Source organism: Priestia sp. TGN 0903, assembly GCF_050846855.1.
GTDB classification, from domain to species: domain Bacteria; phylum Bacillota; class Bacilli; order Bacillales; family Bacillaceae_H; genus Priestia; species Priestia zanthoxyli.
Window position 1 is genome coordinate 221,475 of the sequence record NZ_JBOZGL010000005.1, and the last position, 13,647, is coordinate 235,121.

Genomic DNA, 13,647 nt, shown 5'->3' on the forward strand with positions numbered 1-13,647 from the left:
GAGCTTTTTTCAATTATACGTAATGGCGTTAACCGTATCTCGGTCTAAGCGCTTAATGACTTCCGCAATTAATTTAACTGCGTTTTCATAATCATCACGATGAAGCATTGCTGCATGAGAATGGATATAACGAGTTGCAATTGTAATCGAAAGTGCTGGCACCCCGTTAGCTGAAATATGGATAGAACCCGAGTCCGTACCGCCTCCAGCAATTGCATCAAATTGATACGGAATATTTAATTCATCTGCCACATCTACCACTGTATCTCGAAGTCCTTTATGAGAGACCATGGAAGCATCATATAAAATGATTTGCGGACCCTGCCCCATTTTAGAAGAGGCTTCTTTATCAGAAACACCAGGTGTATCTCCAGCGATACCGACATCAACAGCAAATGCAATATCCGGTTCAATAAAGTTAGCAGATGTTTTTGCACCTCGAAGTCCAACTTCTTCTTGCACCGTTCCTACACCATACACAACATTTTCATGTTTTTCATTTTTTAAAGCTTTTAATACATCGATAGCGATTGCACAACCAATACGGTTATCCCAGGCTTTCGCTAGGAGCATCTTTTCATTGTTCATAACCGTAAATTCGAAATAAGGTACAACCTGATCACCAGGTTTTACTCCCCACTCCGCTACTTCTTCTCTGCTAGAAGCACCAATATCGATGAACATATCTTTAATGTCAACTGGCTTTTTGCGAACTTCTGGAGGCAAGATATGAGGTGGCTTTGAGCCAATAATCCCCGTTACCTCTCCTTTAGATGTCACGATGGTTACGCGTTGAGCAAGCATAACTTGAGACCACCATCCGCCTACCGTTTGAAAACGAATAAAGCCGCGTTCATCAATTTGAGTCACCATAAAACCAACTTCATCCAAGTGACCGGCTACCATAATTTTAGGCCCTTGTTCGTTGCCTACTTTTTTTGCAATCAAACTGCCTAGCCCATCCGTCGTTACTTCATCTGCATAAGGTGCAATATATTTCTTCATAACCTCACGCGGTTCACGCTCATTTCCAGGAATTCCTTTTGCATCTGTTAGTGCTTTAAGCATCGTCAATGTTTCGTCTAACTTTGTCATATGGATTACCCCTTTCATATGTATACCTCTATTATAGCTAAAAAGAGGTTGAAGTAAAATTTCCCATCCCTTTATTTCTAGTATCCTTGTTCTTGCCGTTTAAAATTCACTTCATTTTTTGACATGTACGCCTCTTCAATATGTTCAGCAGAAAAACCAAACATATCGCCAAGCGTCATGTAAGATGCAAACATGTTCACATAGTTTTCTTTTGACAGGTCCTGCTCGAAAGCAGAAACTTGTGCAAATACCTGTAAAAATTGTGCTGTTTTTGAATCAGCTGCTTTTACTTTTGGCAGCTCAGTTAAATCATCGTATCCTTTTTCAATACCTAAAGAAAGAATGAAATGTACGCCGTCCACAAATTCTTCTAAAATAACAGCATCTTCAGCCGGAGGTTTAACGCTCCAAAATTTGAAGCAGCGCGTTTCGTTTGCCAGCTCTCCCATTTCAACAAGCAGAGCTAAAAGTTTTCTTGGAACCAAGTCTTCCTTATGAAGCTGATGCTTGTCCTCTATATGCTGATCCAGCTGGCGCTGCATGGTAAATAGCTGTTGTAAATTCAATGTAATCACTCCTGTAATTATGTATATCTTCTTCTTTTTAAACCAATAAAGAAATTATATCAAAAATCGTGAAACTTTTTAGAGACTGAAACGTAAAGTAAGAAAACTGTGCCTTGTAAAGGAGGGAGCGTTATGTTTGTTATTGTTATCGTTCGCGTGTTCATTTTCGCGCTTGTTGCTTACACACTATTAAAGCTGGTTCAGCATTTTCGCAGTCCAAAGCGGAAGCTTGTAGCAGCTCAGGAACATCAGCAATTTTTTGTCGTTGACGAAAAAACGAATATCCGCAAAAATTTTCTACTAACGTATAAAGGTATTTTATTTGAAGGAGAAAAATACAGCAATCCCAATGAACCAGAGTCTTTGTCGATTACAATGGTGTTAACAGATCCATCTCGATTGCATGAACTGCAAAAACAAGATTTCAAGCTGCTGGAAAATCACGTACACAACATGTATCCAAATGCTCCTATTCGCTGGAAAAGCCCCGTTCGAGAATTTTTACACTGAGCACAAAATCATTTGTGCTCAGCTGATAACAAAAAAGAAAAGTAAATCAAGAGCGGCAAGAATAGGAAAACCTACTGTAAACGATGTGTGCTTCGTTTTATGACGATAGCAATACATACCAATCAGTCCTCCAATGGCTCCTCCGATAGCAGCTACCGTCCACAGTGTGCTTTCGGCAATTCTCCACTTATGTCTTTTCGCTTTTTGTTTATCTCTATACATCATTCCTATCCCTATTATATTAATAACAATAAAATAGGTAAGCAGCAGTTCATTCATGATATGTCCTCCGATAGCAAAAAAGCCTCATCATCTAAAGATGACGAGACTTTATATTCATTACTTATCTAAGCCTTTTTTAGCAGCAGTTGCTAATTCAGCAAATGCTTTTTCATCAGCTACAGCTAAGTCAGCAAGCATTTTGCGGTTAACTTCAATACCTGCTAATTTTAAACCGTGCATTAAACGGCTGTAAGAAAGACCGTTCATACGAGCAGCTGCATTAATACGTGTGATCCATAATTTACGGAAGTCACGTTTTTTCTGACGACGGTCACGATAAGCATACATGTGAGATTTCATAACTTGCTGATTAGCAACTTTATATAATCTATGCTTCGAACCGAAGAAACCTTTAGCTAATTTTAAAACTTTTTTACGACGTTTGCGTGTTACTGTACCGCCTTTTACGCGTGGCATAATTGTTTACCTCCTGTATTGTTTCTATCTCAACCCAAATTACTTAATGTTATCTAATAAGTGACGGATACGTTTGAAGTCACCTTTGCTTACTAAAGAACCTTTACGTAATTTACGCTTTTGTTTTGTAGATTTGTTAGCGAATAAATGGCTTGTGTAAGCACGAGCACGTTTTAATTTACCGCTTCCAGTCTTTTTGAAACGCTTTGCAGCGCCACGATGTGTTTTCATTTTTGGCATGGGGTGTTCCTCCTCGTTCTATTACTTTTCGTTTTTAGGTGCCAAGACTAAGAACATGCTGCGGCCTTCCATTTTAGGAGCCGATTCAACTGAACTTACATCTTCGCAAGCTTGTGAAAAACGTTCAAGTACTTTTTGGCCAATCCCTTTATGAGTAATGGCACGACCTTTAAAGCGAATAGACGCTTTCACTTTGTCACCTTTTTCAAGGAACTTGCGTGCGTTACGAAGTTTAGTGTTAAAATCATGTTCATCAATTGTTGGACTTAAACGAACTTCTTTTAAGTTTACAACTTTTTGGTTTTTACGAGCTTCTCTTTCTTTACGTTGTTGCTCATAGCGGAATTTACCGTAGTCCATAATACGACATACCGGCGGTTTCGCATTTGCAGCAACCATTACTAAGTCAAGATTTACTCGTGAAGCAATTTCTAATGCTTCATTTTTTGATTTAATTCCTAATTGTTCACCATTTTGATCAATTAGACGAACTTCGCGAGCTCGAATGCCCTCGTTTACCATCATGTCCTTGCTAATAAGTAGCCACCTCCAAGGTTTAATGAGCGAATACGCTTGCTTAGACCGATTATTAACTCACACAAAAAAGTGTGAGTACATACTGCACCCACACTTCTATCGTTTTAATTAAGATACGATGTACCTGCTAACTGCTTTATGCGTCACTCAGGTGAGAAGCGGGTGCTTCTTCTTCTGTATAAACAAGTATTCAATTACTTAAGCTATTATAGTATCAACAAAGACAAAAGTCAATGATTTCGTTCTTTTTTCACAACAAAAATTATTGTATCAAAGGAAAACCATTTATGCAACAGTTTTTTATAAATGTTAGATAAAAAAGCAGAGAATTTCAATTCTCTGCTTTTTTCATTAACGAGATGCTTCTGCTTTTACATTTTGTAAAAAGGCTTGGAAATCCACTGTTTCTGAATTCTGCTCACCATATTTACGTACGTTTACTGCTTTATCTTCTACTTCTTTATCCCCTACAACAAGCATGTAAGGAATTTTTTGCATTTGAGCCTCACGAATTTTATAGCCAATTTTCTCATCGCGAGAATCAAGTTCCACACGAATACCCGCAAGCTGAAGCTGTTCTTGCACTTCTTTTGCATACTCAAGGTGAACCGTAGGTGATACTGGAATCACTTGAACTTGTACAGGTGCTAACCACGTTGGGAAAGCTCCTTTGTATTCTTCGATTAAGAAAGCGACAAAACGTTCCATTGTTGACACCACGCCGCGGTGAATAACAACAGGTCGATGCTGTTTTCCGTCTTCCCCTACATACGTTAAATCAAAGCGTTCAGGAAGTAAGAAATCCAATTGAACCGTAGATAGCGTCTCTTCTTTACCAAGAGCTGTTTTAACTTGAACATCTAGTTTTGGACCGTAGAATGCCGCTTCGCCTTCAGCTTCATAATAATCAAGGTCAAGCTCATCCATTGCATCTTTTAACATGCTTTGTGCTTTTTCCCACATTGCATCATCATCGAAGTATTTTTCTGTATCTTCAGGATCACGATAAGATAGACGGAATGAATAATTTTCAAATCCAAAATCTTTATAAACCGCTTCAACTAAGCGAACCACACGAATAAATTCTTCTTTGATTTGATCCGGACGTACAAAGATATGTGCATCATTTAACGTCATGCCTCGAACGCGCTGAAGTCCTGATAATGCTCCTGACATTTCGTAGCGGTGCATTGTTCCAAGTTCAGCAATACGGATTGGAAGCTCACGATAGCTGTGAATACCTTGTTTGTACACCATCATGTGATGAGGACAGTTCATTGGACGAAGAACCAGGTCTTCGTTATCCATTTCCATTGCAGGGAACATGTCATCTTGATAGTGCTCCCAGTGACCAGACGTTTTGTAAAGTTCTACACTTCCAAGCACCGGCGTGTAAACGTGCTGATAACCAAGGCTTACTTCTTTATCTACGATATAACGCTCGATAATACGGCGGATCGTCGCACCTTTTGGAAGCCATAAAGGAAGACCTTGTCCTACTTTTTGAGAATTTGTAAATAAGTTTAACTCTTTACCAAGTTTACGGTGGTCACGTTCTTTTGCTTCTTCAAGAAGACGAAGATGCTCGTCTAAATCTGCTTTTGTAAAGAATGCTGTACCGTAAATACGCTGCAGCATTTGATTGTCGCTGTCTCCGCGCCAATAAGCACCTGCTACGCTTAATAGTTTAAACTCTTTAATTTTGCCTGTTGACGGCACGTGCACACCTCGGCAAAGATCAAAGAATTCGCCTTGTTGGTAAATCGTCACCTTTTCACCTGCTGGAATCGCATCAATCAATTCAAGCTTTAGTTCATCGCCAACTTCTTTAAAAAGTTGAATGGCTTCTTCACGAGAAACTTCTTTTCGTTCAATTTCAATATTTGAATTAACGATTTTTTTCATTTCTTTTTCAATTCTACCTAAATCTTCAGGAGTAATTGATTCTTCCATATCGATGTCATAGTAAAACCCATTTTCGATAACCGGGCCTACACCTAGCTGTACTTTTACATCTTTGTATAAACGTTTGATTGCTTGAGCCATTAAATGCGCTGTACTATGGCGCATAATTTCAAGCGCTTCAGGAGCATCTTGCGTAATGATTTCAAGACTGCCATCTTGTTCGATTGGCGTACGTAAATCCAGCAGCTCGCCGTTTACTTTACCTGCTAATGCTTTTTTCTTTAATCCCGGGCTAATAGAAGCCGCAATATCTTCTGTTGATGATCCTTTTGGATACTCTTTAACAGCTCCATCAGGAAATGTCATTTTGATTACTTCTGACACAACTTTCCACTCCTTTAACATAACTAATAAACTTTTTGTAAAAACAAAAAACTCGTCCCTTATAAAAAGGGACGAGTTGTGTATACACGCGGTACCACCCTTGTTTCCTCTTCGTATCTTGGATAACCCAAATAACCCGAAGCGGCTCGAGGTTTTATAACGGAAATTCCGTCAGTAATTACTAGAGACGCTGCTCGTTTACTACTGAAGTTTAGAGGTGGTAAGAATATATTCCGTGTTAGGAGATTTTCAGCCTAGATCTCCCTCTCTATAAACCGTAAATATACACTCATGTCCTCATCATAACTTGTGACATATAGCTGTTTTTCAATATGCATTTATTATATTCATTTTCAAAATAGAAATCAACCTTTCACGTTATATTTTGCTTTTGATCAAACGGAAATTCATTTTTTTCGTATAACATCACTTTTTCTTGAAAAATATTTTGAATGGTATAAACAAAATCATGATCATGCTGGTCGCTATACAGATGAATAGCAGCTGGAGATAAACTCAGCAAAGGCGCGATGATAGTTGAGTCTATGTATACTGATTCTTGTTCAGATAGAAAGGCCTCTGCTAGGGCTGCACATTCACGCTCCGGAACATATCTACTGCTTTGGTCGTACAATACAAACTTGTTTTTATTCAAATGCATTACATACACATCGCCTGTAGATGACTGTCTTTCATTAGCTGCTTGACGCAGCTGATGAATAAGAATTTGATAGTCTTGTTCAAGCTTATATTCATCAATCGCCAGCTCAGCATAATAGCGCAGCCGCTCTTGATATTCTTTTAAACGGAATTGGAGAAAAGACTCAAAGGTGAATGTTACATTATGAATGAAGAAGTCTTGAAGAGCCTGGCGGATAAGTAATTCTCTTGGAAGGGAAAATGTTTTTTGCGGAATTTCGCCTCTCTCTCCTTCCATAATCCCCCTCATAATTTGAAGCAGCAAATCTTGTTCTTCCTCTTCTGAATAGAAAAATTGTTCTTTTAATATGTTTACCATCATCTTTTTTTCTTTCTTTTTTAAAATCACGTGCGTTAATACCGGTATCACCATGTCTTGTAAAATGGCCTCTCGATTGTATGTCTCATCAATAACTAAAAGCTGATTATTCACCAACTTCAAGCACTGTGAACCATATGATAAAGCGCTTCGCTTCGCGCATAAAGACTCATATACAATGACTGCGTCTTCTACATATTTAAAGAATATTTTCATTCCTCATAGCCCCCCTTTGGACACGCTTTATTAATGTATATGGGGCAACATGCAAAAAAATGAGCAAGTCGTTACAAGAAATGTAAAACGACCTGCTCATCTATTTCGTTTATTCTCTCCATTCATTTCAACGGGAATGGCTAGAGACTTAATTCGTTCCATGACACGAGCGGCTTTGAGCTCTTCCTGCTCGCCTCGTTGGGTATAAGTCAAATGATGTTGAAGCTCTTTAAAATTTAAATTCGAGCTGAAAAATGTCGGCAAATTTTCGAGCATGCGGAATTGTAAAATGGTTCCGAGCACATCGTCTCGCATCCAGCTCGTTACAGATTCTGCTCCGAGATCATCAAGCATAAGAACCGGTACTTTTTTGACATACTCTATTTTCTCATTGAAGCTTTGATCTTGAAACGAACCTTTTAACTCACGCAAAAACTCCGGGACATACAGAATCGTAGATTTCACTTTCTTTTCGGCTAACGCATTGGCAATTGCTCCAAGAAAATACGTCTTCCCCACACCAAACGAACCGTGTAAATATAAAGCTTTCATTTTCTTATTTGGCTCATATTCTCGCACAAAATCTCTTACTAATTTAATGGCTTCAAATCTTCCCTGCTCAATTTCAATATCAGACATCGTTGCCTGTAAAATTTCTTTGGGCACGTACATACACTGAATAAAAGATTCTTGTTCTTTTCGCTCATCTTCTTGTACTTTTCTAGGACAGCGTTCATACTGTAAATCAATATTACGGCCTTTTACAACCAGCTGAGGGTGATACCCCTTCACCATATTGACACAGCTTTGCAGAGAAGGGCATTTGTCACAGCATTTGCTCTGGTCGATGAATTCATGCATCTTCATCAAGCCTCGGTCGACCATTTGCTCATCTAACTCATGGCGATGCTCTTGCAGAAACGTTTTAACTTCGGGATTAGACAGAATACTGTTTCTTAATGCTTCTAAACGTGCTTTAAAATCCTTTTTGTTCACTAACTGATTTAGTGAATCATTGATAGGCTTCATCTTTTTCACCTCATCTCTATCATACCTGCTTTTTATTCTTTATGCTTTTGTTTTAGCTCTTGATCTAACTGCTTGAGCTCTTCTTGTAGCTTTCGTTTTTCTTCTTCAAATTCATCCGCTTCTTTTGAAGGCTGCTTTTTCTCTTCTTTTTCTTCATCGCTCAACCACTCTGGCACCATTTCTTTACGCACAATTTTTCGTCCGGCCGTTTTTTTATTTTGCTTTGCCTCGGTCCAGTTCTGATATTCTTTCTGTTCATTTTTAGCTAAATTCATGGCATCTTGAACAGTTTGTACCTTTTTGCGCGCCCAGTGTCCAGCAATTTTCTCTACATAGCTCTTAGATAATTTCATATCGGATCTTAGCATAACATAGTAAATCAGAACATTTACTACCCCTGGTGAAAGCTTTTGATTAAACATCACTTCTTCAATCATTTGCAAATCTGCTTTTGATGGCTCTGCCCCCCCTGAAAACTCGATCAATAGCTGTCGAGGAGAGGTGACTTCTAGCTGTTGAATGAGCTGCTCTTCCTTAGTCTGAGGCTGCTTTTCCTGCATGGTACGAAGCATAGGAGGCTGAATTTGTTCGCTTAGATTGGGAAGTGCTTCTCCATTTTCAAATTGGTAAAAGGACTGTGCTGCTTTTCTAAGCAATTCAATATCAACTTGATCATTCTCATTTAGCGAATCGAGCACTACATTTTTCATTTGAAGAGGATCAATGCCGTATAAAAAAGCTAACTTTTCAATCGCTTGTTTTACTTTAGATGTAATTGACCTTTTCGAAATCATTGAATCTGTTAGGCCTGCTAAAAATAAATCAAAATCAAAGGAATCCGGGCTCATCTCAATAGAAGCACGGTTTGAAGAATCTATAAAGTCCGTTTGAGCATCAGGAGAAAATACATCCTTGCTTTCAGACTGAAAACTTGGAGCCAGCTCCGTTGCTTTAACTGATTTAAATACATCGTTAAATGAATGCGTCACATCTTTGAACGATTGATCATCCACGAGTGAATCCGAAAAATAATTTTTTATTTTTTGAAAGATGGATTTTCCTAGTCGGTTATATAAATATACATTTAACACGCCATCGTTAAAGAACTGATGGGGCGTAAGAGGAGGAATGAGCTCATAAATGAACACACGAACATCATCTTCTTCCTTAATATATGTTTTTAACAAACCAATACCTTCTAATTTTAACCGCTCATGGTAAATAGCTTTCAAATTAATTTGCATCATTGACATTAGGTGATGATGCGTAGACTCTTTTCCCCATAAACGATCTTGTTCCAGCTCGCTCCATAGCGTCATATACAAACCAAAACACGTCGTACCCACCAACGGCTGATAGAGCATTGTTAAAATCTTTCGGTCGTATTCCTGCAGTATGCCGCTCGAACGAACAACATAACGATCGACCGGTATCATTTCTTTCCAATGTTGTTCTTTCATGTCGTTCCCTACCTACTTTTAAAGTAATAGAAATGACAAAAAAAGAGCCTAAAGAATACTTCAATAGCTCTTTTACAGTCGTTCCTTCTTAATTAAATCTTTTAATTCATCAATAAATACATTGATGTCTTTAAATTGTCGGTATACCGAAGCAAATCGAACATAAGAGACTTCATCGATAGCAGCTAATCGCTCCATCACCATTTCTCCTACCACATCTGACTGCACCTCTGATGTACCCTGACTGCGCAGCTCTGTTTCAATATCGTGTACGGTATCTTCCAGTTGTTTTAAGCTTACTTGGCGTTTTTCACACGCCTTAATTAACCCTCGAAGGATTTTGTCTTTGCTGAACTCTTCTCTCGCTCCATCTTTTTTTACAACAATTAACGGAAGTTCTTCTACTTTCTCAAAAGTTGTAAAACGATAGTGACACTCTTCGCATTCACGTCTTCTACGAATAGAGCGGCCTTCTTCTACAGGGCGCGAGTCCAGCACTCTCGTTCCATTGTAATGACAGGATGGGCACTTCATATTCTCAGCTCCAATAATAAACCTTGTTTTTCTTTTTATTTTCTCTCATATAAGTTAATTTTCATCTATGTTAGCCGGCTATTCGCCATTTATTATGATTGTCATCATCATTTCCTTTATCAAACACGATGCTATATTAAAGGATTTACTTTATTCCATCTTATAGAAAACAAGGCTTGAATACAAGTAAAGGAAAAGGAATTTCCCCATTTTATTTCCTGAAATTCAAAAATGATAAGGAACTTACGAAGAAAGAGGAATAAGTTTTTGATCAAAGCTCTTATAAAGCGTACGTACAAGTTCTTTGCTAAAACCAAAATCAACTGGCACCACTTTTGACTCTGTTGTAGCAGAAAAATCGATAGCGGTTTCAAGAGGACGTACGCTAATAATGGTAATCACAACAAAAGCTTTTCTTCCTTTTACAACGTTTAAGCTAATTTCTCCTCGCTCTTCATACGCAGCAAGTATCTCTATCCCTTGCATATGCTTCAACATTTCATGAACTTGCTTAAATGCATTCCCAGCCGTTGTTTTGTAATAATGCGTTTTTAGAGTCGGATCTGAATGACGATCGCTTGTTTCTACATGATTAGAAAATAAAGATTTAACTACTTGTACTACCCCCATGTTGTTATCCCCTTTGTTTTTGCATATTAAAAATTTATATACTAAAAAGAGGTGTGTAATACACCTCTTAACTTACGTAATCAATCGACACTATTAAAGTGCATTCGCTTTAGTTTGTTTTACCTGAACAGGACCCATTCCACGTGGTAATTCAATTGTTTCACGTGTCTGTGCACTTAGAGCATCTGCAATATAATCTGCTGCGATTGTAGGATCTAAATGACCACAAGTATAAACATCGATACTTGCATAACCATGCTCTGGGAAGCTGTGAATCGTTAAATGTGATTCTGAAATAATAACAACGCCACTTACACCTTGAGGTGCAAATTTATGGAACGCTACTTCGCGAACTTCCGCACCAGATTTTAAAGCTGCATCAACAAACGTTTTTTCAATATAATCAATATCATTTAACTTATCGAAATCGCATCCCCATAATTCTGAGATGACATGACGACCCATTGTTTCCATAATGATATTTCCCCCTTTAACAATTTTTAATCGTTAAACATGAAGTTCTTTCGCCATATAGCATGTTAACTACCACGGGGGAAAGTTAGTCCAAAGAGGTCCTAACCCTTTAAGTAGCCACATCACCGAAAGGTACACAAGAAGTTCACGAAACATAGTATACTTTGTTTACATTTATTTTGCAATACGTGTTTTGATTTTATTAAAGATTGTTCCCGCAGATAGACCTATACAAATTACCACTGTGTTCTCGTGAGACAGTGTGTAAAAGCTGCTAAACGACTATTCATTTTTTTAATAAAATTGAGGAAAAGAAACACTCCTTTGCATCATTATCTTATTGCTTTTCCCTATTCTTCTGAATAAAAACAAAAAAAACAGGGCGATAGCTCCCTGTTTTTTTAAAAAGCAATCTATAGCTTTCTTAGCTTACTCTTATCTTTGATCCATTACGCATTTCTGCAGCAATATATCTTACCAAATCGACTACGCGCTGAGAGTAGCCCCACTCGTTATCGTACCAAGCTAACACTTTAATTTTATGATCTTCCATTACGATAGTCGATAGTCCATCTACAATCGCTGAATGAGGATTTGTATTAAAGTCAATTGATACGAGTGGTTCCATTGTTAAATTTAAAATATTCTTTAATGGCCCTTCAGCAGCTTTAATGAACGCTAGATTAACATCTTCCATCGTCACAGGTTTCCTTACATCCACAACTAAATCGACAAGCGATACGTTCGGCGTAGGAACGCGCAGCGCCATTCCATGAAGCTTTCCTTTTAAATGAGGAAGAACTAATGAAAGCGCCTTGGCTGCTCCAGTTGTTGTAGGAATAATTGATTGAGCACACGCACGGGCTCTTCGCAAGTCTTTATGCGGGTTATCAATATTCTTTTGATCATTTGTATATGCGTGAACGGTCGTCATTAAACCGTTTTCAATTGTGAACGCTTCGTCTAACACCTTGACAACTGGAGCTAGACAATTTGTCGTACAAGAGGCATTAGAGATAATGTTATGCTGATTCACATCAAACTCTCGTTCGTTTACGCCCATCACAATAGTAATATCTTCTTGTTTACCCGGTGCCGTTAAGACAACTTTTTTCGCACCTGCTTCAATATGTAACTGCGCTTTTTCTCTTGAATTAAATTTCCCTGTTGCTTCAACGACTAAATCAATCCCAAGCTCTTTCCAAGGCAAATTCAGCGGATCGCGTGAATTTAATAGCTGGATTCTTTTACCGTTAACAATTAGCGCATCATCATCACATTTAACGTCTCCATTAAATGGTCCGTGTATAGAGTCATATTTGATTAAATGTGCTAATGTTTCTGCTGGATAAGATGCATTTATGGCAATAATATCTAAATTCTCCTCTATAATCGCTGTGCGAAAAACCATTCTTCCTATTCTCCCAAAACCATTAATGGCAATACGTGCTTTCATGGCTATACCCCTCTCTATATGTGTTATACTATTTAACTTTTTATATTGAATAGTATAACATAAATATTTAAAAAGTGAATAATATTAATTTTTTTTAATAAATTATTTTAATTGAGTTTTACTATATGTATATAGCGAGAACAGATATTTAACACATTCTTTTTTAGAAGCTCGTAAATATTCTCAATAAAAAAATCCGAACGAGCTTGATTCTACCTCAAGAATCAAGCTCGTTCGGATTTCCCTTCAGCTAACATACGTTTATCCAAGCCTCTTTAATCTAGCCATAGGGCTAATATACTTAAAAGCTGTTGTTTTGTTTCCTCTACAGGTCCGTTGTTATTGATCACCGCATCGGCTAAGGCTACTTTCTGAATCAAAGGCAGCTGTGCGTGGATACGTGCATAGGCATCTTTCGTCGAGAGATCATTACGAGATTTTAACCTTTCTAGCTGCACAGGCTCATCGACATATACAACCACTACTTTGTCGACTAAATGCGTCAAATCACTTTCAAACAGCAGCGGAATATCTAATACCACAGCATCGTATCCTTCCTCGATATACCTTTCCTTTTGAGAAAGCATTTCTTTTCTTACCGCAGGGTGTACAATTGCATTCAACTTTTTACGTTCTTCCTCTTGAGAAAACACAATTTCCCCTAAAGCCGCTCGATTGATCTCCGCATTTTCGTGAAGAATGGCACGGCCGAACGTCTCTACAATTTGGTTATATGCTTCTTTTCCTGGTTCGACGACTTCTTTTGCAATGTGGTCAGCATCGATTACTGGAATATTAATATCTCTCAGCATTCCGGTTACCGTACTTTTTCCACTAGCAATTCCGCCCGTTAATCCAATTACAATTGACATTGGCCTCTCCTTTATCGCTTTA

Annotated in this window: 16 protein-coding genes and 2 other annotated features; of the genes, 1 reads left to right on the top strand and 15 read right to left on the bottom strand. The window is 38.1% G+C overall.

Features of this window, described 5'->3' with window-relative positions:
* Window positions 1-9: 9 nt before the first annotated feature.
* Both ACRPLY_RS18610 and ACRPLY_RS18615 read right to left on the bottom strand, forming a co-directional pair.
* Window positions 10-1,095 carry a M42 family metallopeptidase gene (locus ACRPLY_RS18610; protein ID WP_028411767.1) on the bottom strand — a complete coding sequence of 362 codons (1,086 nt, stop codon included), beginning with the start codon at window positions 1,093-1,095 and terminating at the stop codon, window positions 10-12.
* A gap of 77 nt (window positions 1,096-1,172) precedes the next feature.
* Window positions 1,173-1,661 carry a dUTP diphosphatase gene (locus ACRPLY_RS18615; protein ID WP_047749785.1) on the bottom strand — a complete coding sequence of 163 codons (489 nt, stop codon included), beginning with the start codon at window positions 1,659-1,661 and terminating at the stop codon, window positions 1,173-1,175.
* A gap of 132 nt (window positions 1,662-1,793) precedes the next feature.
* Here ACRPLY_RS18615 and ACRPLY_RS18620 point away from each other — a divergent pair, with 132 nt between their 5' ends.
* Window positions 1,794-2,171, top strand: coding sequence for a hypothetical protein (locus ACRPLY_RS18620; protein WP_028411769.1), 378 nt, complete (start codon window positions 1,794-1,796; stop codon window positions 2,169-2,171).
* Window positions 2,172-2,189: 18 nt separating this feature from the next.
* Here the strand turns inward: ACRPLY_RS18620 and ACRPLY_RS18625 are convergent, their stop codons facing one another.
* The 13 genes from ACRPLY_RS18625 to coaE all read right to left on the bottom strand — a co-directional run bounded on the left by ACRPLY_RS18625 (window position 2,190) and on the right by coaE (window position 13,625).
* On the bottom strand, window positions 2,190-2,450 hold the full coding sequence (locus ACRPLY_RS18625; protein WP_432232086.1) for a DUF1294 domain-containing protein: 261 nt from the start codon (window positions 2,448-2,450) through the stop codon (window positions 2,190-2,192).
* A gap of 60 nt (window positions 2,451-2,510) precedes the next feature.
* Complete coding sequence (gene rplT / locus ACRPLY_RS18630) at window positions 2,511-2,870, bottom strand: 50S ribosomal protein L20 (RefSeq protein ID WP_013059425.1); 360 nt, start codon at window positions 2,868-2,870, stop codon at window positions 2,511-2,513.
* A 39-nt stretch (window positions 2,871-2,909) separates the two neighbouring features.
* The gene (gene rpmI, locus ACRPLY_RS18635) at window positions 2,910-3,110 is read right to left on the bottom strand and encodes a 50S ribosomal protein L35 (protein WP_013059426.1); all 201 of its coding nucleotides are present in this window, start codon (window positions 3,108-3,110) and stop codon (window positions 2,910-2,912) included.
* Window positions 3,111-3,131: 21 nt separating this feature from the next.
* On the bottom strand, window positions 3,132-3,635 hold the full coding sequence (gene infC / locus ACRPLY_RS18640) for a translation initiation factor IF-3 (RefSeq protein WP_013059427.1): 504 nt from the start codon (window positions 3,633-3,635) through the stop codon (window positions 3,132-3,134).
* A 69-nt stretch (window positions 3,636-3,704) separates the two neighbouring features.
* Window positions 3,705-3,827 (bottom strand) — a sequence feature (ribosomal protein L20 leader region).
* Window positions 3,828-3,998: 171 nt separating this feature from the next.
* Window positions 3,999-5,957, bottom strand: coding sequence for a threonine--tRNA ligase (gene thrS, locus ACRPLY_RS18645; protein WP_217915987.1), 1,959 nt, complete (start codon window positions 5,955-5,957; stop codon window positions 3,999-4,001).
* A 43-nt stretch (window positions 5,958-6,000) separates the two neighbouring features.
* Window positions 6,001-6,249 (bottom strand) — a binding site (T-box leader).
* 60 nt (window positions 6,250-6,309) lie between these two features.
* Entirely contained in the window at window positions 6,310-7,170 is an 861-nt protein-coding gene (ytxC, locus tag ACRPLY_RS18650; protein WP_048019697.1) for a sporulation protein YtxC, read from the bottom strand.
* 96 nt (window positions 7,171-7,266) lie between these two features.
* The gene (dnaI, locus tag ACRPLY_RS18655) at window positions 7,267-8,199 is read right to left on the bottom strand and encodes a primosomal protein DnaI (protein ID WP_013059430.1); all 933 of its coding nucleotides are present in this window, start codon (window positions 8,197-8,199) and stop codon (window positions 7,267-7,269) included.
* Window positions 8,200-8,231: 32 nt separating this feature from the next.
* A complete protein-coding gene (locus ACRPLY_RS18660) occupies window positions 8,232-9,659 on the bottom strand; it encodes a replication initiation and membrane attachment family protein (RefSeq protein ID WP_048019696.1) in 1,428 nt (475 codons plus the stop codon).
* Between the two features lie 72 nt (window positions 9,660-9,731).
* Window positions 9,732-10,193, bottom strand: coding sequence for a transcriptional regulator NrdR (gene nrdR, locus ACRPLY_RS18665; RefSeq protein ID WP_013059432.1), 462 nt, complete (start codon window positions 10,191-10,193; stop codon window positions 9,732-9,734).
* Window positions 10,194-10,436: 243 nt separating this feature from the next.
* Window positions 10,437-10,823 (bottom strand): hypothetical protein, encoded by a 387-nt coding sequence (locus tag ACRPLY_RS18670; protein WP_028411774.1) that lies wholly within the window; start codon window positions 10,821-10,823, stop codon window positions 10,437-10,439.
* 93 nt (window positions 10,824-10,916) lie between these two features.
* Window positions 10,917-11,297 carry an adenosylmethionine decarboxylase gene (gene speD, locus ACRPLY_RS18675; RefSeq protein ID WP_013059434.1) on the bottom strand — a complete coding sequence of 127 codons (381 nt, stop codon included), beginning with the start codon at window positions 11,295-11,297 and terminating at the stop codon, window positions 10,917-10,919.
* 424 nt (window positions 11,298-11,721) lie between these two features.
* Window positions 11,722-12,753, bottom strand: a complete 1,032-nt coding sequence (locus ACRPLY_RS18680) for a glyceraldehyde-3-phosphate dehydrogenase (RefSeq protein WP_013059435.1) — start codon at window positions 12,751-12,753, stop codon at window positions 11,722-11,724.
* A 275-nt stretch (window positions 12,754-13,028) separates the two neighbouring features.
* Window positions 13,029-13,625 (bottom strand): dephospho-CoA kinase, encoded by a 597-nt coding sequence (gene coaE / locus ACRPLY_RS18685; protein ID WP_098999237.1) that lies wholly within the window; start codon window positions 13,623-13,625, stop codon window positions 13,029-13,031.
* Between the last annotated feature and the right edge of the window lie 22 nt (window positions 13,626-13,647).